The sequence below is a fragment of the Eubacterium sp. 1001713B170207_170306_E7 genome, assembly GCF_015547515.1.
Taxonomy (GTDB): Bacteria; Bacillota; Clostridia; order Eubacteriales; family Eubacteriaceae; genus Eubacterium.
Map to the genome: position 1 here is coordinate 211,893 of NZ_JADMVE010000004.1, position 16,763 is coordinate 228,655.

The 16,763-nt window shown below is 47.8% G+C and carries 23 protein-coding genes, 1 tRNA gene and 1 other annotated feature; all 24 genes read right to left on the reverse strand.

The features are described 5' to 3' along the window. Positions 1 to 9: 9 nt before the first annotated feature. A complete protein-coding gene (locus I2B62_RS11625) occupies positions 10 to 726 on the reverse strand; it encodes a hypothetical protein (RefSeq protein WP_195269248.1) in 717 nt (238 codons plus the stop codon). After that, a complete protein-coding gene (locus I2B62_RS11630) occupies positions 726 to 2,057 on the reverse strand; it encodes a hypothetical protein (RefSeq protein WP_195269249.1) in 1,332 nt (443 codons plus the stop codon). The genes I2B62_RS11625 and I2B62_RS11630 overlap by 1 nt, the downstream gene beginning before the upstream one ends. A gap of 2 nt (positions 2,058 to 2,059) precedes the next feature. Next, entirely contained in the window at positions 2,060 to 2,644 is a 585-nt protein-coding gene (locus I2B62_RS11635; RefSeq protein ID WP_195269250.1) for a hypothetical protein, read from the reverse strand. A gap of 1 nt (position 2,645) precedes the next feature. After that, positions 2,646 to 4,097, reverse strand: a complete 1,452-nt coding sequence (gene proS, locus I2B62_RS11640; RefSeq protein WP_195269251.1) for a proline--tRNA ligase — start codon at positions 4,095 to 4,097, stop codon at positions 2,646 to 2,648. Between the two features lie 137 nt (positions 4,098 to 4,234). Beyond that, positions 4,235 to 4,615 carry a 50S ribosomal protein L7/L12 gene (gene rplL / locus I2B62_RS11645; RefSeq protein WP_013381848.1) on the reverse strand — a complete coding sequence of 127 codons (381 nt, stop codon included), beginning with the start codon at positions 4,613 to 4,615 and terminating at the stop codon, positions 4,235 to 4,237. A gap of 95 nt (positions 4,616 to 4,710) precedes the next feature. Beyond that, positions 4,711 to 5,238 carry a 50S ribosomal protein L10 gene (rplJ, locus tag I2B62_RS11650; protein ID WP_058695431.1) on the reverse strand — a complete coding sequence of 176 codons (528 nt, stop codon included), beginning with the start codon at positions 5,236 to 5,238 and terminating at the stop codon, positions 4,711 to 4,713. 32 nt (positions 5,239 to 5,270) lie between these two features. Beyond that, positions 5,271 to 5,407, reverse strand: a sequence feature (ribosomal protein L10 leader region). A gap of 47 nt (positions 5,408 to 5,454) precedes the next feature. Further along, positions 5,455 to 6,144: a 50S ribosomal protein L1 gene (gene rplA, locus I2B62_RS11655; protein WP_013381850.1), complete on the reverse strand. Its 690-nt coding sequence runs from the start codon at positions 6,142 to 6,144 to the stop codon at positions 5,455 to 5,457. A gap of 62 nt (positions 6,145 to 6,206) precedes the next feature. Beyond that, a complete protein-coding gene (rplK, locus tag I2B62_RS11660) occupies positions 6,207 to 6,632 on the reverse strand; it encodes a 50S ribosomal protein L11 (protein WP_038352880.1) in 426 nt (141 codons plus the stop codon). 45 nt (positions 6,633 to 6,677) lie between these two features. Further along, positions 6,678 to 7,217 carry a transcription termination/antitermination protein NusG gene (nusG, locus tag I2B62_RS11665; protein ID WP_195269252.1) on the reverse strand — a complete coding sequence of 180 codons (540 nt, stop codon included), beginning with the start codon at positions 7,215 to 7,217 and terminating at the stop codon, positions 6,678 to 6,680. A 15-nt stretch (positions 7,218 to 7,232) separates the two neighbouring features. Then, positions 7,233 to 7,607 carry a preprotein translocase subunit SecE gene (gene secE, locus I2B62_RS11670; protein WP_195269253.1) on the reverse strand — a complete coding sequence of 125 codons (375 nt, stop codon included), beginning with the start codon at positions 7,605 to 7,607 and terminating at the stop codon, positions 7,233 to 7,235. A gap of 22 nt (positions 7,608 to 7,629) precedes the next feature. Continuing rightward, positions 7,630 to 7,779 carry a 50S ribosomal protein L33 gene (gene rpmG / locus I2B62_RS11675; RefSeq protein ID WP_013381854.1) on the reverse strand — a complete coding sequence of 50 codons (150 nt, stop codon included), beginning with the start codon at positions 7,777 to 7,779 and terminating at the stop codon, positions 7,630 to 7,632. 203 nt (positions 7,780 to 7,982) lie between these two features. Beyond that, positions 7,983 to 8,507, reverse strand: a complete 525-nt coding sequence (locus I2B62_RS11680) for a GNAT family N-acetyltransferase (RefSeq protein ID WP_195269254.1) — start codon at positions 8,505 to 8,507, stop codon at positions 7,983 to 7,985. Between the two features lie 11 nt (positions 8,508 to 8,518). Then, positions 8,519 to 8,704, reverse strand: a complete 186-nt coding sequence (locus tag I2B62_RS11685; protein WP_195269255.1) for a hypothetical protein — start codon at positions 8,702 to 8,704, stop codon at positions 8,519 to 8,521. A gap of 90 nt (positions 8,705 to 8,794) precedes the next feature. Continuing rightward, complete coding sequence (locus I2B62_RS11690; protein ID WP_195269256.1) at positions 8,795 to 9,340, reverse strand: hypothetical protein; 546 nt, start codon at positions 9,338 to 9,340, stop codon at positions 8,795 to 8,797. A gap of 23 nt (positions 9,341 to 9,363) precedes the next feature. Beyond that, entirely contained in the window at positions 9,364 to 10,224 is an 861-nt protein-coding gene (locus tag I2B62_RS11695; RefSeq protein ID WP_195269257.1) for an NAD(P)-dependent oxidoreductase, read from the reverse strand. Positions 10,225 to 10,308: 84 nt separating this feature from the next. Further along, a tRNA-Arg gene (locus I2B62_RS11700) sits at positions 10,309 to 10,385 on the reverse strand. Positions 10,386 to 10,437: 52 nt separating this feature from the next. Beyond that, complete coding sequence (locus I2B62_RS11705) at positions 10,438 to 11,193, reverse strand: AIR synthase related protein (RefSeq protein ID WP_195269258.1); 756 nt, start codon at positions 11,191 to 11,193, stop codon at positions 10,438 to 10,440. Between the two features lie 47 nt (positions 11,194 to 11,240). Continuing rightward, positions 11,241 to 12,029 carry a M15 family metallopeptidase gene (locus tag I2B62_RS11710; protein WP_195269259.1) on the reverse strand — a complete coding sequence of 263 codons (789 nt, stop codon included), beginning with the start codon at positions 12,027 to 12,029 and terminating at the stop codon, positions 11,241 to 11,243. A 173-nt stretch (positions 12,030 to 12,202) separates the two neighbouring features. Beyond that, positions 12,203 to 12,421: a hypothetical protein gene (locus tag I2B62_RS11715; RefSeq protein WP_195269260.1), complete on the reverse strand. Its 219-nt coding sequence runs from the start codon at positions 12,419 to 12,421 to the stop codon at positions 12,203 to 12,205. Positions 12,422 to 12,446: 25 nt separating this feature from the next. Then, the gene (locus I2B62_RS11720; RefSeq protein WP_195269261.1) at positions 12,447 to 12,860 is read right to left on the reverse strand and encodes a DUF3842 family protein; all 414 of its coding nucleotides are present in this window, start codon (positions 12,858 to 12,860) and stop codon (positions 12,447 to 12,449) included. 1 nt (position 12,861) lies between these two features. Then, positions 12,862 to 13,062: a CooT family nickel-binding protein gene (locus I2B62_RS11725; RefSeq protein ID WP_013381863.1), complete on the reverse strand. Its 201-nt coding sequence runs from the start codon at positions 13,060 to 13,062 to the stop codon at positions 12,862 to 12,864. 164 nt (positions 13,063 to 13,226) lie between these two features. After that, a complete protein-coding gene (locus tag I2B62_RS11730; RefSeq protein ID WP_195269262.1) occupies positions 13,227 to 13,619 on the reverse strand; it encodes a zinc transporter in 393 nt (130 codons plus the stop codon). Between the two features lie 129 nt (positions 13,620 to 13,748). Next, positions 13,749 to 15,896, reverse strand: coding sequence for an acetyl-CoA decarbonylase/synthase complex subunit alpha/beta (acsB, locus tag I2B62_RS11735; protein WP_195269263.1), 2,148 nt, complete (start codon positions 15,894 to 15,896; stop codon positions 13,749 to 13,751). Between the two features lie 62 nt (positions 15,897 to 15,958). Beyond that, positions 15,959 to 16,741 carry a carbon monoxide dehydrogenase accessory protein CooC gene (locus tag I2B62_RS11740; RefSeq protein ID WP_195269264.1) on the reverse strand — a complete coding sequence of 261 codons (783 nt, stop codon included), beginning with the start codon at positions 16,739 to 16,741 and terminating at the stop codon, positions 15,959 to 15,961. Positions 16,742 to 16,763: the final 22 nt, after the last annotated feature.

Here is a 16,763-nt window from a genome sequence, read left to right on the forward strand (position 1 = left end):
CCGCCTCCTCTATACATGCAGCTTTTTCTTCAGGTATGCCTTGGTGCGGTCGGGCACCCCGTGGTATATGCCCATGAGCAGGGCGATAATACAGATGCCGGACACTGCGACGATCAGGGACCAGCCAAAGCGCAGATACCCCAAAAGGTTGTAGGATACCACTCCGTCGATTCCCAGGTTCAGGACAATGGTAAAGGCGATCAGAACAGTGGGCACATAGATGAACTGGTTGCGGTGCCGGTTCTTTTGGTAGATGAGCCCGAAGATTACCAGGTCGATGCACAAAATGGTCGCAATGGGGATCACATAGCTTGTGAACCAGTCGCCAGAGCCGCCGATGACCTGATAAATGCCATGACACAGCAGCAAAGTGGTGGCATAACAGCCAATCACGTTGATCCAGACAGGCAGGTAATTAAAGCAGAACAGAAAATAGAAAACCATTGCCACATCGGACATGATAATGATCTTCATCAGCGACGGGTTCAGCGGAAAGAACAAAAACAGAACCAGCGATATGAGGAATACCGCAGCCGCGATAATTTCCAGCGAATAAAAAATCTGGTTTTTCTTTTCCAAATGATCCTCTGGATAGGTATTGACAGCCAGGGGATAACGCTTTTCGCCTTTTGGTTCACCGCCGATATCGGGGATCGGAAAATCGCACAGCGGGCAGTTTTTGACGTTGTTATCCACCTCGACGCCGCATTTTGGACAATAAGCCATCAGGCATCCTCCCTTTCAACTTCGTAATAATTGATCTGGTTTCCCTCAATCCGGACCGGGATTCCCAGCTTTCGCAGCTTTCTGAAAAAAATCCGCTCGATGTCTTTTTCTCCGGTGGTCTTTCCAAAGGAGATGCAGAGCCTGCCGTTATAGCTGGCCATGACGATTTTCAGCTTGTTCCCGGCGCTGGGCGGCGGAAAGCTCTCGAAGGCAGTTATCTTGTCCCGGACCTCCTCGGGCATCCAGATGTTGCCCAGGTTGCTGACAGAGCTGGTGTAGCTCCTCTCGCCGTAGCGCTTGTACACAATGGGCATGATCACACGCTTTACCCACAGGGGGATCACGCGCAGCACCATGAGCTCTTCGTTCCGCACATTTCTGGAAACGTAGCGGTTAATGTTTTTCTGGTTGATGTACAGGCCCATATACCCTTTAATCAGGTCGATAATCTCTTCCAGGCTGTAAACGCCCAGCTGCATGTCAATGGCCGGATTCAGGCTGATAAAGAAATTCCGCAGGGTTTTAGACGGAAAGAAGGACCGCAGGTCCACGGGCACGTTGATGGCAATGCTGGCCTTGGTATAGCCCGACCTTGCGCGTTTCTTTTTTTCCAGGCCCAGAATATAATCCTGGATGCTCTCAAAATAAAGGGCGGTGATAAACTGTGTCAGCGTGCACTTGTGGGCTCTGGACTGCGCCAGTACATCCGCCACGGGCACAATGCCGGTGAGCAGCAGGTACTGGCCCTTATCCAGCAGTCCAAAGGGAAAGTGGTAGGCTTTCTCGCCCTTTTCCGGCGGCGGCACCTTTTTTTCATAATATTTCTTAAAGGCGTCCTCGTATTCCTCGGGATTGACGGGGCTGTGAATGTCGATGATGTCGCCCAGATCCTTACAGACAATGCCGTCCTTTTCTTTAAAATATTCTAATATAAGCGGCTTTAAAAAAGCTAAACCGCCGTAGCCGTCGCAGATGGAATGGCTCATTTCCAGATGGATGTAACGGCCGTAGTACAGAATGCGGAAGGGAAAAACGCCCTTTCGCTGTTTAATGGTTTTGCAGGGATAGTGGGATTCCTTTTCAACCAGGGGGCGATTTTCGGAATGGTCGTAGTAATACCAGAAAAAGCCCCGGCGCAGCGTGACGTTAAAGTACGGAAAGCGCACCATCACGTTGTCCAGAGCTTTTTGCAGGGCGCCGGGGTCCACGGTCTCGGTGAGCCCCACCGTCATACGAAACACGGTCGATACCCTGGAGGACGCAATGGAGGAGTACAGGGTTCCCGCATTGTCCAGCTTGTACCAGCCCTTTCTAGGTTGCCGGTCTGCCATTGTCAGCTGCCGACGATCAGGCCGTAGGCAGTACGGCTTGGCTTTGGAACACCGGCCTCTGATATGCTGAGCCCTGCCCCGCCGGTTTCCTTTGAAAATATTTTAAAAATCTGGATGCCCTGCTGCAGATCCCAGCCCTTTTCGCCCGGGAACAGCTCGGTACTTTCTTCCATTTTAAACTCGTCCCGGATAGCGGACAGCATGGCCTCTCTGGCCGCCGCGCAGCTGAAGTTGCACAGCTCCATGGTAATGTACTGGTCCAGCACTTTTTTGCGGTCGACGCAGAAGGCTTCGATCTCCGGCCCACAGGATACAATGTTGGGGAACACAAAGCTTTCCCGCTTCAGAATTTCCAGGATTTCTTTGCTCTTAAAGGCCAGCCCGTCGATGGTAAACACATCGCTGTCCACCATCTGGATTTCGGCCCGCTTGTACATGGCCACAGGTCGGATGTAAGGGCTGGCGGTTTCGATGATCTCGAATATCCGCTTTGAGCGCTTCGACTCCTTTTCCATGCGGATGTGCATGAAAAAGGCGTCGACGTCGAGTTCAAAGGGGATGTCCTTTATGACTCTTGCTCTGTTCATTTTAGTAGGCGCGGGCGAAATAAGCCATCTTCTTCGCTGGTTTGCCACAGCAGACGCACTTGCCCTCACCGATGACTTCCTGCTCATCATCGAAGGGAACACAGCGCACACTGGCGCCGGTTTCGTCCTTGATCTTGTCCTCGCAGGCGCGGTCCTCGCACCACATGGCCTTGATAAAGCCCGGGTTTTCCTTAAGGTTATTCTTGAATTCGTCCATATCCACTGCGGTGGAGGTTTTTTCCTCGCGCATCTTGAGGGCGCGGTCGAACAGGTTCTGCTGAATTTCGTCCAGCAGGGTGCGTACTGCTTCGGTTATGTCGTCCAGGGCGACCTGTACCTTTTCGCCGGTATCGCGGCGGGCCAGAACACACTGGCCGTTTTCGATGTCGCGTGGTCCGATTTCCAGACGGATCGGCACACCCTTCATTTCCCATTGGTTAAACTTCCAGCCTGGGGAGTTGCTGTCGCTGTCGTCCAGCTCGACGCGGAATTCTGCGCCTAAAATGCCCTTGAGCTCATAGGCTTTATCCAGAACGCCTTCCTTATGCTGGGCAACAGGGATAATAACCAGCTGGGTCGGCGCGATGCGCGGCGGCAGCACCAGGCCGTTGTCGTCGCCGTGTACCATAATGATCCCACCGATCAGACGGGTGGATACGCCCCAGGAGGTGTGGTATGGGTAGGCCTGTTCGTTGTTTCTGTCCAGATAGGTGATGTCAAAAGCCTTGGTGAAGTGCTGTCCAAGGTTGTGGGAGGTTCCGGACTGCAGAGCCTGCCCGTCATGCATCAGGGCTTCCATGGTATAGGTCGCGGCAGCGCCGGCAAATTTTTCCTTTTCGCTCTTCTGGCCCACGACAACGGGAATGGCCATAATGTCCTCGGCCACTTCACGGTAGATGTTTAACATCTGCATGGTTTCTTCCTGGGCTTCCTCGGGTGTTTCATGCAGGGTGTGGCCTTCCTGCCATAAGAACTCGGAGGTTCTCAGGAAGGGTCTGGTGGTTTTTTCCCAGCGCACTACAGAGCACCACTGGTTGTATAAGAACGGCAGCTGTCTGTAGGAATGCAGCCACTTGGCGTACATGCTGCAAATGATGGTTTCGGAGGTCGGGCGCACGCAGAGGGGCTCTGCCAGCTCTTTGTCGCCGCCTTTTGTCACCCAGGCGACCTCGGGCGCAAAGCCCTCGACGTGTTCGGCTTCTTTTTTCAGCAGGCTTTCCGGAATCAGCAGCGGAAAGTACATGTTCTGATGGCCGGTAGCCTTAAAGCGTTCGTCATAGGCCTTCTGAATATTTTCCCAGATGGCGTAGCCGTAAGGGCGGATAACCATAAAGCCCTTGACTGGGGAGTAATCGACCAGCTCGGTCTTGGAGATAACATCTGTATACCATTGTGGAAAATCGACTTCCATTGGTGTGATTTCTTTTACCTGATTATTTTGTTTTTTACCCATTGTAAAATCCTTTCGTATTCAAAACTCACATAAAGCTATTATAACACAAGTAGCGTGGCTTAAAAATGCAGAAATTAAAAAAAGTGCCATGGAACAGGCCCATCGCACTTTGTTTTTTGTGTTTGATAAAAGTTAAATTATTTAACTTCTACGCTACCGCCAACTTCTTCAATTTTAGCTTTGATTTCGTCAGCTTCTTCTTTGGTAACGCCTTCTTTAAGCGGCTTTGGAGCTTCGTCAACAACTGCTTTTGCTTCTTTTAAGCCTAAGCCTGTTAATTCACGAACAACTTTGATAACTTTGATTTTCTGGTCGCCAGCAGCAGCTAAAACAACGTCGAATTCAGTTTTTTCTTCAGCAGCCGGAGCAGCGCCACCAGCAGCAGGAGCAGCAGCTACAGCTACAGGAGCAGCAGCGCTTACGCCAAATTCTTCTTCTAAAGCTTTTACTAATTCAGATAATTCTAATACGGTTAAACCTTTTACGTCTTCAATTAACTGTGTTACTTTTTCACTCATTGTAATATCCTCCAAAATTGTTTAATTATTTTTTAATTTAATTTTTGTACCGATTCTATATCAAGCATCCGGTACTTATGCTGTCAGCGCTGTGCTTACGCTTCGGCGCCTTTCTGTTCTGCGATCGCGTTTAAAGCGACCACTAAACCCTTGAGGTTTGCGTTCAATACATTTGCGAAGCCTGAGATTGGTGCGTTTAAGCCGCCAAGGACTTTTGCAACCAATACTTCGCGCGGCGGTAATTCGGCTAATTCCTTAACGCCAGCTACGTCTAAAACCTTACCTTCCACAACACCTGCTTTAATTTCCAAAGCCTTGTGTGCTGCTGCAAAGTCGTTGATCAGTTTAGCCGGAGCGACTGGATCGTCTTCACAGAATGCGATGGCGGTTGGTCCAACCAAAACATCCAGTAAGCCTTCTACGCCTGCTTCTTTCGCTGCAAAACGCATCATAGAGTTTTTATAAACTTTATAATCGATGTTGTTTTCTCTGGCTTTTTTTCTTAATTCGGTCACTTCTTCTACGTTTAAGCCACGGTAGTCAACAACGACTGTACCCTGTGCATTTTTCATTTTATCGGCAATTTCCTGCACGATCGCCTGTTTTGCTTCAATATTTGGCATATTCTTTTCTGCACCTCCTTACGATGTGAATTTTAGTCATATAAAAAGCTCTCTCCACGCAGGTGAAGAGAGCTTATATCATCATGTATATAATGCTCGTGTCTCTTCAGCCTCGGCAGGATATTTAAACCGCAGTCCCTGCTGTCTATGGATGAACGTTTTTATAACTTTTTTACAACATCAAATATTGTATCATTAGTCTGTTTTTATGTCAAGTCAGATTTTTGCTGTATTAATTTTTACACCAGGGCTCATTGTGCTTGCAACGGTCACACTTCTGAAGTACTGGCCTTTTGCAGCGGCTGGTTTTGCTTTCTTGATGGTTTCCAGAAGGGTTGTCATGTTCTGCATGAGCTGTTCTTCTGTAAAGGAAGCCTTACCGATGATTACGTGGATAATGTTTGTTTTATCCAGACGGTATTCAACTTTACCAGCTTTGGTATCCTGGACAGCTTTTGCGATATCCATGGTTACTGTACCGGATTTCGGGTTTGGCATTAAGCCCTTTGGACCTAAAACACGACCTAAACGACCGACCTTGCCCATCATATCCGGGGTAGCAATCATAACATCGAAATCAAACCAATTTTCTTTTTGGATTTTATCAATAATTTCATCTTCGCCAAAGAAATCTGCACCGGCTTCTTCCGCTTCTTTCAGCTTGTCACCCTTGGCGACAACTAAAACTTTTACGGTGTTACCAGTACCATTTGGCAGTACGATGGCGCCACGAACCTGCTGGTCCGCATGACGGGAGTCAACGCCGAGCTTGATGTGCATTTCAATACTTTCATCAAAGTTAGCGGTCGCCATTTTTTTTACCTGAGCCACTGCGGCATCAAGGTCAAACAGTTCAGCTTTATCAAAACTTTTTAAATTGTCCTGATATTTCTTTCCTCGTTTCATATTTCCTCCTTGTGGTTTTAGCGGTTTCCCTCCCACTTAAGGTGTTTCTACCTTCTGAATTCTTATTCTTCTACAGTGATACCCATGCTGCGCGCTGTACCAGCGATCATTCTCATTGCTGATTCAACATTGGCTGCATTCAGGTCAGGCATTTTTAAGGTTGCGATTTCGCGGACCTGGTCCTGAGAAATTTTTGCAACTTTAGTTTTGTTTGGTACGCCGGAAGCTTTATCAATCCCTGCTGCCTTTTTGAGTAAAACGGCTGCCGGTGGAGTTTTTGTGATAAATGTGAAGGAATGATCCTGATATACGGTAATTACTACCGGAATAATCATACCTGCTTCATTTGCTGTTTTAGCGTTAAATTCTTTACAGAATCCCATGATATTAACACCATGCTGACCCAGAGCCGGACCAACTGGTGGAGCTGGAGTAGCTTTACCTGCAGGAATCTGTAACTTGATGAGACCAATTACTTTCTTTGCCATGCTAACACCTCCTTCATTTTTTCATAATTGAAGAATAGTTTTCCCTTAAGTGTTCTTAATTTTTTGTATTTGTTCAAATTCCAGTTCGGTTGGAGTTTCCCGTCCAAACATGGAAATATTGACCTTAACTTTTGATTTTTCCAGATTTATCTCTTCGATAATTCCGGTAAAACCTTCAAATGGTCCATCCACAACATTGACTTCATCACCGACCTCAAGGTCGATCTGAACAGCCTGCTGCCGGATACCCATGTTTTTTAATTCGGCTTTGGTTAATGGAACGGGCTTGGAGGCCGGGCCGACAAAGCCGGTTACACCACGCGTATTACGTACAACGTACCAGGAATCATCGGTCATAAACATCTTGACCATGACGTAACCCGGGAAGAGCTTCTTCTCTCTTACGACGCGCTTGCCGTCCTTTGTTTCGACAACTTCCTGTACAGGAACCTGTACTTCGAGGATCTGATCCTCCATATGTCTGTTTTCGACCGTTGCTTCAATACTTGCCTTTACCTTGTTCTCATATCCTGAGTAGGTATGGGCAACGTACCATTCTGCCTGGCCACTGTTTTCATATTCCATGATTATCCCTCAGTACTATTTAAGTCCAATTAGTAGAGCGGCCAATGCACCAAGACCTGAATCAATAACCCAAATCAAAAATGTAAAGATTGCGACAAAGCCGGCTACGAAGCCAGAGCTTTTTGCCAGCTCTTCTTTTGTCAGCCAGTTAACTTTTTTAAGTTCGGAGAAAACGCCCTTAACAAAGTCAAGCATGCGGACAAAGATATTCGGCTTTTTCTTTTTGTCAGATTTCTTGGTATTCTTTTTATCTTTACTGTCAGTGCTCTTTTTGTCATCCTTGGCAACACTCGTCTTTTTTGATTCAGCTACCTGTGTCTTTTGGATATTATCATTTTTTGTGTTTGTGTTTTTTGTGGTTTTAGACTTTTTTTTCGTCTTAGCTGCCATGATTAATTCCTCTTTGCCAATCCTATTTCGTTTCTTTATGCAGTGTATGCTTTTTACAGAACTTGCAATATTTTTTTTCTTCTAAACGATCCGGATTGTTCTTTTTATTTTTCATTGTATCGTAGTTTCTTTGTTTACATTCCGTACATGCCAAAGTTACTTTAACTCTCAATTACAGCACCTCCTACATCCTTTATTATATACACGAATAACATCATATAGACACACGTTTCCTATTTTCATGGTCACCAGTATAGAATAGCATAAAACGGTGGCCCATGTCAATAAAACAATAAAAAAAGGCGTAACGCCTTTCACATCAAAACACTATAAGCTATTATAGCAGAATTATCCTGAAGAATCAAGCGGTAATTGTCAAAGTTTTAGGCCCATCTGGTAACAGTCGGTGGTCCGCCCGTCAATCTCCACAATTTCCGGAAATGTCCCCCAGATTTTGAAGCCGTATTTGGCGGCCAGGCGCTGTGAGCCCAAGTTATCGGCAAAAATAACCGCCATCAGGTTTTTAAGGCCCCGCTTTCTGCTCTCGCGGATTACGTGCTCCATCAGGCTTGAGCCGATGCCGCTGCTCCGGAACTCGGGCGCGATATAATAGCTGATCTCACAGGCATGCTTAAAGCCCTCCCGGCCCGACCGGTAAGCGGTCACGGCCATCCAGCCGGCCACAATGCCGCTCTTTTCGGCCACGTAAATGGGGTGTATGCCGTCGCTGTGCTCTTTAAACCAGCCTCTGCGGCTCTCCATGGTTACCGGGGTCAAAAGCGCTGTGACACGCCTTTCCAGAATAGCCACATTCAGAATATCCAGAATTCTCTGATAATCCTTCTCCTCTGCCAGGCGCACCGCGATGCGCTTTTCAGCCGTTTCCAACGTTCTTGTCAATAACAGATCTCCTATTTTCTTCCGATTTTATTTTTATAGGCAATAAAAACTGTCACGGCAAACAGGATCAGTACAAACCCGATTGTCGTAATCACAGGTGACAGGACAATGCCCAGCAGGGCGATAATCACCGGCGCCACCAAAACGGCCACCAGCGCCAGTACGGCAATAATGATGTATTTTTTAAATTCATCCACAAGCTTTCACCCCTTCACCAATGAGTCGACTTATTTTAGCACAATCCACCTGTGCCTGCAATGCAGAATTTGTTATATTTTTGTGTGCCTTCAGCGCGGTATATCCTGCTTGAGCACGACCTGAAAGCCCGCGTCCTCTTTTCCCTTTTCAACGCTGTATACCCCGGTCCAGCTGCCGCTGCGGCCGTCAAAAAATTTATACACGTAACCCGGGTTTAATATTTCCAGCACACTGATCAGGACATTGATCACCTGGACAGCGCTGCGGATATTCTCGCCGTGGACCGCGGCGCCCTTCTGCTCCTGGGCCAGCTCAAAGGCGTAGGCGGACAGGTGGTGGTTCAGAAGCTGCAAAATGCGGTCGGCCTGGGCCTGGTCCATGCCCGCATCCGGGCTCAGCTCATAGGAAAGCTCCAGCGGGTGCGCGTTGTAATCCTGGAAAAAACTCAGCATGGCACCGGCGCTCTGCAGCCGTCCCTCCAGAAAGCCTCTCTGATAATTCAGATCCGCCAGCTCCACGGCGTCCGGGTTTCCGGACATGGCCTGGTTGATCTTTTCAATTTCTTGTTTGCAGATCTTGTAGGTCCGCTCCAGCTGCTTGGTTTCATTTTTCAGCTTCTCATCCCTGATTCTCATGTTTTACCTCAAATTCAATGGTTTTACTGCTCGTAATATTTAATAAGGGCCTGGGTTCCCAGATCACCATAGCCTTCTTTTTCAAGGCTCTCGTACATTTCCAGCACCTTGCTCAGCACCTCCAGATGCGCGGAGGCCTCCTCGGCTTCCTCTCTGGCAATTCTCATATCCTTGATATAGTGCTTCACAAAAAAGCCGGGCGCAAAGTCGTCTTTCAGGATTCTCGGCGCGGTATTGCTCATCTGAAAGCTTCCGGCCGCCCCTGCGCTGATACTGTTGAGCATGGTCTGTTCGTCCAGCCCCACGGCCTTCGCGTAGGCCAGGGCTTCGCAGACGCCGGATACAGCCCCCGCGATGGCGATCTGGTTGGCCATTTTGGTGTGCTGGCCTGCGCCCGGGCCGCCCTCGTAAATAATGTTGGTTCCCATGGCTTCAAAGACTGGCAGGCAGCTTTTGAACACGGCTTCGTCACCGCCGGCCATAATGGACAGGGTTCCCTTCTCAGCGCCCACGTCGCCGCCAGACACCGGCGCGTCCAGGGCCGCGATGCCGCGGCTGGCAGCGGCTTCATAAATGCGTTTGGAAAGCTTGGGGCTGGTGGTGGTCATGTCGATGAGTACCGCGCCCTCCCGGGCGTTCTCGATAATACCTGTACTGCCGAAATAGACTTCCTCCACATCCTTGGGGTAGCCCACAATGGTAATCACTACGTCCTTATCTGCCGCGCAGTCTGCCACACTGCCGCACCAATGGGCCCCCTCCCGCACCACAGCGTCTGCTTTAGCCTTTGTGCGGTTATAAACCGAAACCTCATAGCCCTTTTTCATGAGGTTTCTGACCATGGACTGGCCCATAACGCCGATTCCGATAAATCCAATCTTCATTTTAATTTCTCCTTATAATAAAGTGAATCCCGATATAAAAACCCCGACAAGCTCTGCTTTCGGGGCTGTTTCAACTAAATTAAGTGGCGTCCCTAAGAGGATTCGAACCTCCGGCACGCGGTTTAGGAAACCGCTGCTCTATCCTACTGAGCTATAGGGACGCGTTTTTTCTATACTATTATAATAATCTTCTCTGAAAAAAGCAAGATTAATTTAACGAAGATTGGTTTTTACAAAGCATCCCAGCTCTGCCACCTGCTTTCCGGTATAATTTTCAAGCTGAGAAACCATGTCCGCGGGTACGGTGGCCACACAGCAGGAGGCCGGACCGCCAGACTGTCCGATGTCAAAGGGAAGGCAGTCCTTCCATTCAAAGCTCAGGCCGTTGTCCTCCGCGATTTTTAAAACCTCGTAGGCGATGCCCTTTGAGCCCACCGGCACCATTTCCAGAAGCCCGGAAATTTTTCGGATGGCTGTAAAATCCGGGAGCTGCAAGGCCAGGTGCAGCTGCTTTGAAAAGTCGTCGCCGTACAGCGGCTTTCCGAAAAGCACTGCCTTATCACCCGGCTTTGTGATCCGGTATTTCACCTGGTCCTCCCGGACAAGGCCGATCACGGTAATGCCCGCCCCGGTCTGGACTGTGGGCATATTGTCCTCGCAGCTTCCAGTCAGAGCGATCTCATAGTCCGGAAGCTCAGCGATGGCTTTTTTGATGCCGTTGATCATGCGTTTTCCGGTGGGGTCTGTCTCCACGGCCAGGCCATCCGAAATGGCAATGGGCGCGGCCCCGAGGGCCAGCAGCTCGCCCAGGGCCACCTTGACGGTTTCATAGGCTGTCAGCTCCGGCGGTACCCTGACCACATCCATGGCCTTATCGCCGATGGCGCCAATGGAATCGCAGGTAATGACAATGGCTTCTTTTGTGTCTTTATAGATCAGGGTACAGTCTCTGATTTTTTCTACACGCATTCTTTCCCTCCTGAAATCGAAACGAGGATGTGCGTTTCGGCACATCCTCAGTTTGTCTGTCCTAAATATTCCTCAAAGGTTTCATTTTTGCTGTGTATCTCTTTTGCCGCGTCTGCGCCCACATAGCGGATATGCCAGGGCTCATAGGAATAACCGGTAATATCGGTCTTTCCCTCCGGAAAACGGATAATAAAGCCGTAATTCTGTGCGTTGTCGGCAATCCACTGGCCTTCAGGCGTATCGGCAAAGCTTTCCTGCAGATCCATTCCCATGGCCTCGCAGGTCACGTCCATGCAGAGTCCGGTCTGGTGCTCGCTCTGGCCTGCCCTGGCGCTGACCAGATTGGCCTGCTCTTCGCCGTAGGCGGCAACGTTCTCTTCAAACAGATCCTTCTGCATGCTGTAGGAGCGGTAGCCGGAGGCGCAGTATAAGGTCACGCCGTCGTTATCCGCAGCTTCAAAAAGCTTGACCAGCGCATCAGACGCCTGCTGGCGGAGCTGTGTCTCACGGCTTCCTCTCAGGGGAACCGTCACTAAATCCGAGGGCTCGTAGTCTGAGGGCAGCTCATGGGTTTTATTGACCAGAACCTGAATGTCTCCCAGATTAGCAGGGTCAACCGTCGGCGCTGCCGGCGTCGGTGATGCTGAAGGAGTCGGCGTCGCGGCCTGGGCCGTTGCGGTCGGCTCAGGCGTTGCCTGCGGTTCGTCTTTTTTGGTAAACAGACCGATGATTTTTCCCATCACTGTAAAAAAACCAACGATGACAAAGAGCAATAAAAGCAGCATAACGATCAATGAGATTAAAAATCGTTTTGGATTTTTAATTTTTAGCGACATTCCTTCAGCCTCCTGTATCAAGATATCTCTATTATAACCGATTACTCTTTAATTATCAAAAGAAAAAATAGGACCGCTTAAAATTAAGCGGCCCTATCCGGAAAACAAAAAAAGACATGGTTAATAAACCTTGCCTTCAAGCAAATATTCTCAATTTATTTTATTGTCTGCTCTCAGCTTTCCTGAAACTTGATTTTGGCTTCCATCAGCTTTCTGGCTGCCTGCTGCATTTTGTCAATCGCCTGGTCTATTTCGCCGGCGACCTCAGGTCTGACCTCCGCCATTTTTTCGGACCATTCACGATAGCCCTCCACATGCTCACCGTTGTGATTAATCCAATGTACCAGTAATACCTGAAAAACTTCAGCGTCCTTTTCGGATAATTTTTCCATTTCAGTCACCTTCTAAGTATCTGTATTAAAGATTCAGCTCTTTTTTAATCAGCGCAACGGCTTCACGGATCTGCAATAACAGTGGTTTTTCCTCAAGGGAGACAATGTAATTATTTTCCGGTAGAATCGGAATATAAATCTTGATGGCTTCGCTGGCATTGACTGCCTCCACCATCCGCGTTGTCACCTCACCCATCATTTCATTGGGCATTGTCATGGCAATGGAGCCGATAATCACGTCGGCTTTTCCCGCGTTTACCACGATGGCATTTTCACCGGTCGCCCCCTTGTTGGCACCCTTTTTGAGCATCGCCGCTGTCGCCAGGGCATTTGTCCCCAGACCGTATACTTCAATATAAGGTGGGATTTCCTCTTTCAGGATACCAACAATCCGGGAGCCGATGCCGCCGCCCATTCCGTCCAACACAACAATATTCATCTTATACCGCTGCGTCCTCGATCAGAATCTTGTGGTTCAATAATTTCACTTCTTTTAAACGTCCGTTGACAATTTTAGTGCCTCCTAAAAGGTCCGAAAGTGTCAGGCTTCCGTCATTGTTCGGCACAATGTCGATGACATAGTCCATAATTTTTTCTTCTTCGCCTTTTTTATTCACTAAATATGCTGAAGATTCGCACATAACAAACATCTCCTTTCAATTTTGAAAATTAGATTTTCGTTCGGGTATCCGGATGGATAATAAGAGCCCCGGATACCGGAGTTAATCATCTTTTGCAATCTTAGTATATAATGTTCAGCCCGATTTATCAAGCCATTTTATGGCAATAAGGGGCATAAACAGCTCTATTTAATCAAAGCCTTTTTGGCTTCCATTAAATGCTCGTCGGCCTGGCCGATCAGGGCAATGGCTTCTTCAATGGCTTTTGACACCTCGGTCTTGCCCACTGCGTTCATTTTATCCACCCAGTTTTTATATTCCTTGGCGTGTTCCTGGTTATGATCTGCCCAGTGGTCCAGCAAAAGACCTAAAATTTCGATATCCTTGCCTTCGCCCTCGTGGGTATGTCCGTGATCGTGGTCATGGTCGTGTCCATGCTCGTGGTCATGAGGATGGGTATGTGTGTGGGTGTGCTCATGTTCGTGTGCCGCGTCGTGGCTGTGCCCATGATCGTGATCGTGGCTACCGTCGTGCGGGTGGCTGTGTGTATGTGTATGTTCGTGGCTGTGTTCGCTCATAATAATCCCTCCATGCTTCTTATAATTTAATTATAACCTTTTTCCTTAATTTTGTCTTGCTCTTTTAGAAATATTCTTATTTAGAAAAAGAAAGCAGGACGGCAACGTCCTGCTTTCAAGCAAGTTTTATTACATAATTGGATCCATTTCCAGTGCTGGATGGCCTTTTTCTGTTAAGAATTCTAATACTGCTTCGGAGTCAACAGCGATTGTTTCGTCACAAACCATGTCTGTGAAGTTTTCAATACCGTATAATTCCTGTACAGATTTGTTTAATCTTTCTGCAACATCATCTTTCAGTTCCTTAGGCATCCATACGATTCTTTCGATACCGCCTTCAGCAGCCATGAATTTTTTGGAAGCAATGAAGTGACGGCCGTGGCCCATAAAGCCAGGAGTCTGAACCCCACCACCTGTCATGGAAGCTAATTCACCGAAGGTCATACCGGTTGGTGTCATGCCGCCGAATTCACGGTTAACAATAACAACACCGTTGGCTTCTGGCATAATACCGCAGATACATTCGAAGCAGCCGCAGGAAGTCATTGGATCTTCTAAGATTGAGTACAGTGTAACTTTTTCAACTGCACCCTGAGAGCACTTCGCTACAACTTCATTAACTTCATCCCAAGCGCCTAAGCGTTCGTCGATAACACCATTCTTTTCGATTGGCTGAGAAGGACCGGTTGGGTCAAGTTCCTTGGTAGCTTTGGAGTCTAACCAGGAAACCGCACCGCAGAGGCCTAAACGTTCAGGTGTTACAACACAGACATGAGAAGGAGCGAAGGACTGGCACAGTGTACAGGTGTAGAATACATCGACACTTTCATCTGTCAGAGAGTTCAGTCTGTCGTCACGTACGTTGTAGATTGGTTTAACCAGTTCTTCTTCAAGACGTACAACATCTTCTTCTTTGGTATAGATGGTAATTTCAACTTTATCGACAACCTTGCCAAATTCATCTAACATCTTCGCGTAAACTACTTCACCGATGTGGCGCAGTCTGAAGCCAGCGTCAAACGCTTCTTTGGTTAAACGAACCCAGGCAATATTTCTCTGGCCTACGTGCATTGCGCCTTCGATGTAGTTTAAGAAGTAGTGTAATCTTCTTTCAAGTACAGATTCGAAGTCTGTCTGCATTGCTTTACCAGCAACCTTGATTTCCAGGCCAAGTGGGATACGGACAACGTCAACGCCGTCAAACTGTGGATCGTCGATATCCGGTCCGATAACGGTAATCTTATGATCTTCGATATCGCCCAGTTCAACAGTGTGAACGAGTTCCCAGGCTTTTGTTCTGTTTCCGCCGAATTCAGCTTTCATGTTGTCTTTACGGACACGTTCGCCTTCGAAAGCGGAGGATACAGATACAGGACAGTCAATTTCGGTAACCTTGATCTTGATGCCGCGGGCTTCAAGAGAGGTAGCGTCTGTCTTTGACAGGTCTGGCTGGTTTAACAGCAGGGTAGGAACTTCGTTGATGTAGGTTTCTGTGATTGCCGGGAAGCCCATGTCAATTGCGCAGGCGCCAGCAGCGATGATCTTGTCATCCCAATCGCCGAATACATTAACAAATGCGAAGACACGGTCTCTTGTGTAGATTCTGTGTTTTTCCCATTCGCCGGCAGGGGTGTTACCGAACATGATCGAAGCACGTACAGCAACAGATACAACGTTGATAACATCTTCGATTTCGTAACCGCATGGGATAACGCGAAGGTCAACGCCCATTTTGATCTTCTGGTCTCTGGCCTGGTCGATACATTTACCGACGAGGTATGTCTGAAGACCTTTATTCTGATAAGATTTGATTGTTTTTGCTAACTGTTCAGGATCCTTGTGTTCACCGATAATAACAGCAACACCAGGGATATCCTGAGTAACCAGGGCAACACCGAAGGAACGGACAACCGCATCGGTTAATGCGCCGTCTACCCATTCTTCGTGTGGGTTTCCGTCTAAGTATTTGCAGGCCTGGATAATTTCACATAACATTGCAGCGGCAACACCGGCTTCTAATGCGTCGGCCAGCATGTTTGTGCGGTTGATGTGTTCTTTTGCCATTTCAATACCGCGTTCCAGATCGCCTACTGTCAATAATTTTTCGCCTGTGATCGCGTAAATTGTAGCTAAGCCATAAGCGGTATCCGGCAGCTTGGCTTCTGCGTCTCTGCCTTTTTCTTCAATGGCCTTTGCAACATCTTTTTCAGCACGTTCAAGATATTTAGCAGTACCACTGTAAATTATATCAAAAAGATTATAAGTCTTATGTTCCATGTGATTTTCTTCCTCCGTATTTATATTTCAATATAAAGTTATGAATGTTTTAGGTGAATGGACTATTGATTATTTTTCACAGTCGCTTCGATTTTTTCCCCAAGAGCTGCAATTTTTTCTCTGGTTTCAGGAACATCGTACGGTGATTTATTGTTTCTGTCTGAACCGGAAATCTGATCGCTGTAATCTAAGAAACCAAAAATATTTTCCGCTCCGATCCGTTCATTTAAGAAGTCAATATCTTCCGGTTTGCGAATTTTATTACCAATGGCATAAACGTGTTTAACACCGATGTCACCAGCCAGCTTGCTGATTCGTTTAAAGGTCTGGATGCTTCGGATACCCGGCTCGACGACAACGATAAACGCGTCGACCGCTGACGCGGTTCCACGGCCGAGATGTTCAATCCCTGCTTCCATATCCATGATGACAATGTCCTTTTGGTATAAAACCAAATGTGTCGTCAGCATTTTCAACAATACATGTTCCGGGCAGACGCATCCGCCTCCGCCGGTATCGACTGTTCCCATTGTTAAGAGCTTAACGCCGTTAAACTCTCGGCAAAATTTTTCAGGAATATCCGCAACTTCCGGATTCATTGTAAAAAAGGCGCCGTAGGTTCCCTTTTTTGCGTTTGTCCGCTCTTCGGCCAAGTCTTTCATTTCGGAAATAGGTGTGATGCTGTCAATCATTTCTTCGCTCATACCCAGTGCCAGGCCTAGATTTGCATCGGGGTCAGCATCAACGGCTAATACGTTAAAACCTTTATCGGCATAGTAACGGCTGAGGCAGGCTGTAATTGTCGTTTTCCCAACGCCGCCTTTTCCAGTTAATGCTATTTTCATTTTATCACCTGTCCATTCTTAA

Coding starts and splice junctions, on each gene's coding strand:
- I2B62_RS11730 (WP_195269262.1), bottom strand. CDS start 13,619: ATGAGCGAACACAGCCACGAACATACACATACACACAGCCACCCGCAC.
- I2B62_RS11740 (WP_195269264.1), bottom strand. CDS start 16,741: ATGAAAATAGCATTAACTGGAAAAGGCGGCGTTGGGAAAACGACAATT.
- I2B62_RS11725 (WP_013381863.1), bottom strand. CDS start 13,062: ATGTGCGAATCTTCAGCATATTTAGTGAATAAAAAAGGCGAAGAAGAA.
- I2B62_RS11625 (WP_195269248.1), bottom strand. CDS start 726: ATGGCTTATTGTCCAAAATGCGGCGTCGAGGTGGATAACAACGTCAAA.
- I2B62_RS11715 (WP_195269260.1), bottom strand. CDS start 12,421: ATGGAAAAATTATCCGAAAAGGACGCTGAAGTTTTTCAGGTATTACTG.
- I2B62_RS11695 (WP_195269257.1), bottom strand. CDS start 10,224: ATGAAGATTGGATTTATCGGAATCGGCGTTATGGGCCAGTCCATGGTC.
- rplL (WP_013381848.1), bottom strand. CDS start 4,615: ATGAGTGAAAAAGTAACACAGTTAATTGAAGACGTAAAAGGTTTAACC.
- nusG (WP_195269252.1), bottom strand. CDS start 7,217: ATGGAATATGAAAACAGTGGCCAGGCAGAATGGTACGTTGCCCATACC.
- I2B62_RS11690 (WP_195269256.1), bottom strand. CDS start 9,340: ATGAGAATCAGGGATGAGAAGCTGAAAAATGAAACCAAGCAGCTGGAG.
- acsB (WP_195269263.1), bottom strand. CDS start 15,896: ATGGAACATAAGACTTATAATCTTTTTGATATAATTTACAGTGGTACT.
- I2B62_RS11705 (WP_195269258.1), bottom strand. CDS start 11,193: ATGCGTGTAGAAAAAATCAGAGACTGTACCCTGATCTATAAAGACACA.
- I2B62_RS11720 (WP_195269261.1), bottom strand. CDS start 12,860: ATGAATATTGTTGTGTTGGACGGAATGGGCGGCGGCATCGGCTCCCGG.
- I2B62_RS11630 (WP_195269249.1), bottom strand. CDS start 2,057: ATGGCAGACCGGCAACCTAGAAAGGGCTGGTACAAGCTGGACAATGCG.
- I2B62_RS11710 (WP_195269259.1), bottom strand. CDS start 12,029: ATGTCGCTAAAAATTAAAAATCCAAAACGATTTTTAATCTCATTGATC.
- rplK (WP_038352880.1), bottom strand. CDS start 6,632: ATGGCAAAGAAAGTAATTGGTCTCATCAAGTTACAGATTCCTGCAGGT.
- rplA (WP_013381850.1), bottom strand. CDS start 6,144: ATGAAACGAGGAAAGAAATATCAGGACAATTTAAAAAGTTTTGATAAA.
- secE (WP_195269253.1), bottom strand. CDS start 7,607: ATGGCAGCTAAGACGAAAAAAAAGTCTAAAACCACAAAAAACACAAAC.
- I2B62_RS11635 (WP_195269250.1), bottom strand. CDS start 2,644: ATGAACAGAGCAAGAGTCATAAAGGACATCCCCTTTGAACTCGACGTC.
- proS (WP_195269251.1), bottom strand. CDS start 4,097: ATGGGTAAAAAACAAAATAATCAGGTAAAAGAAATCACACCAATGGAA.
- rplJ (WP_058695431.1), bottom strand. CDS start 5,238: ATGCCAAATATTGAAGCAAAACAGGCGATCGTGCAGGAAATTGCCGAT.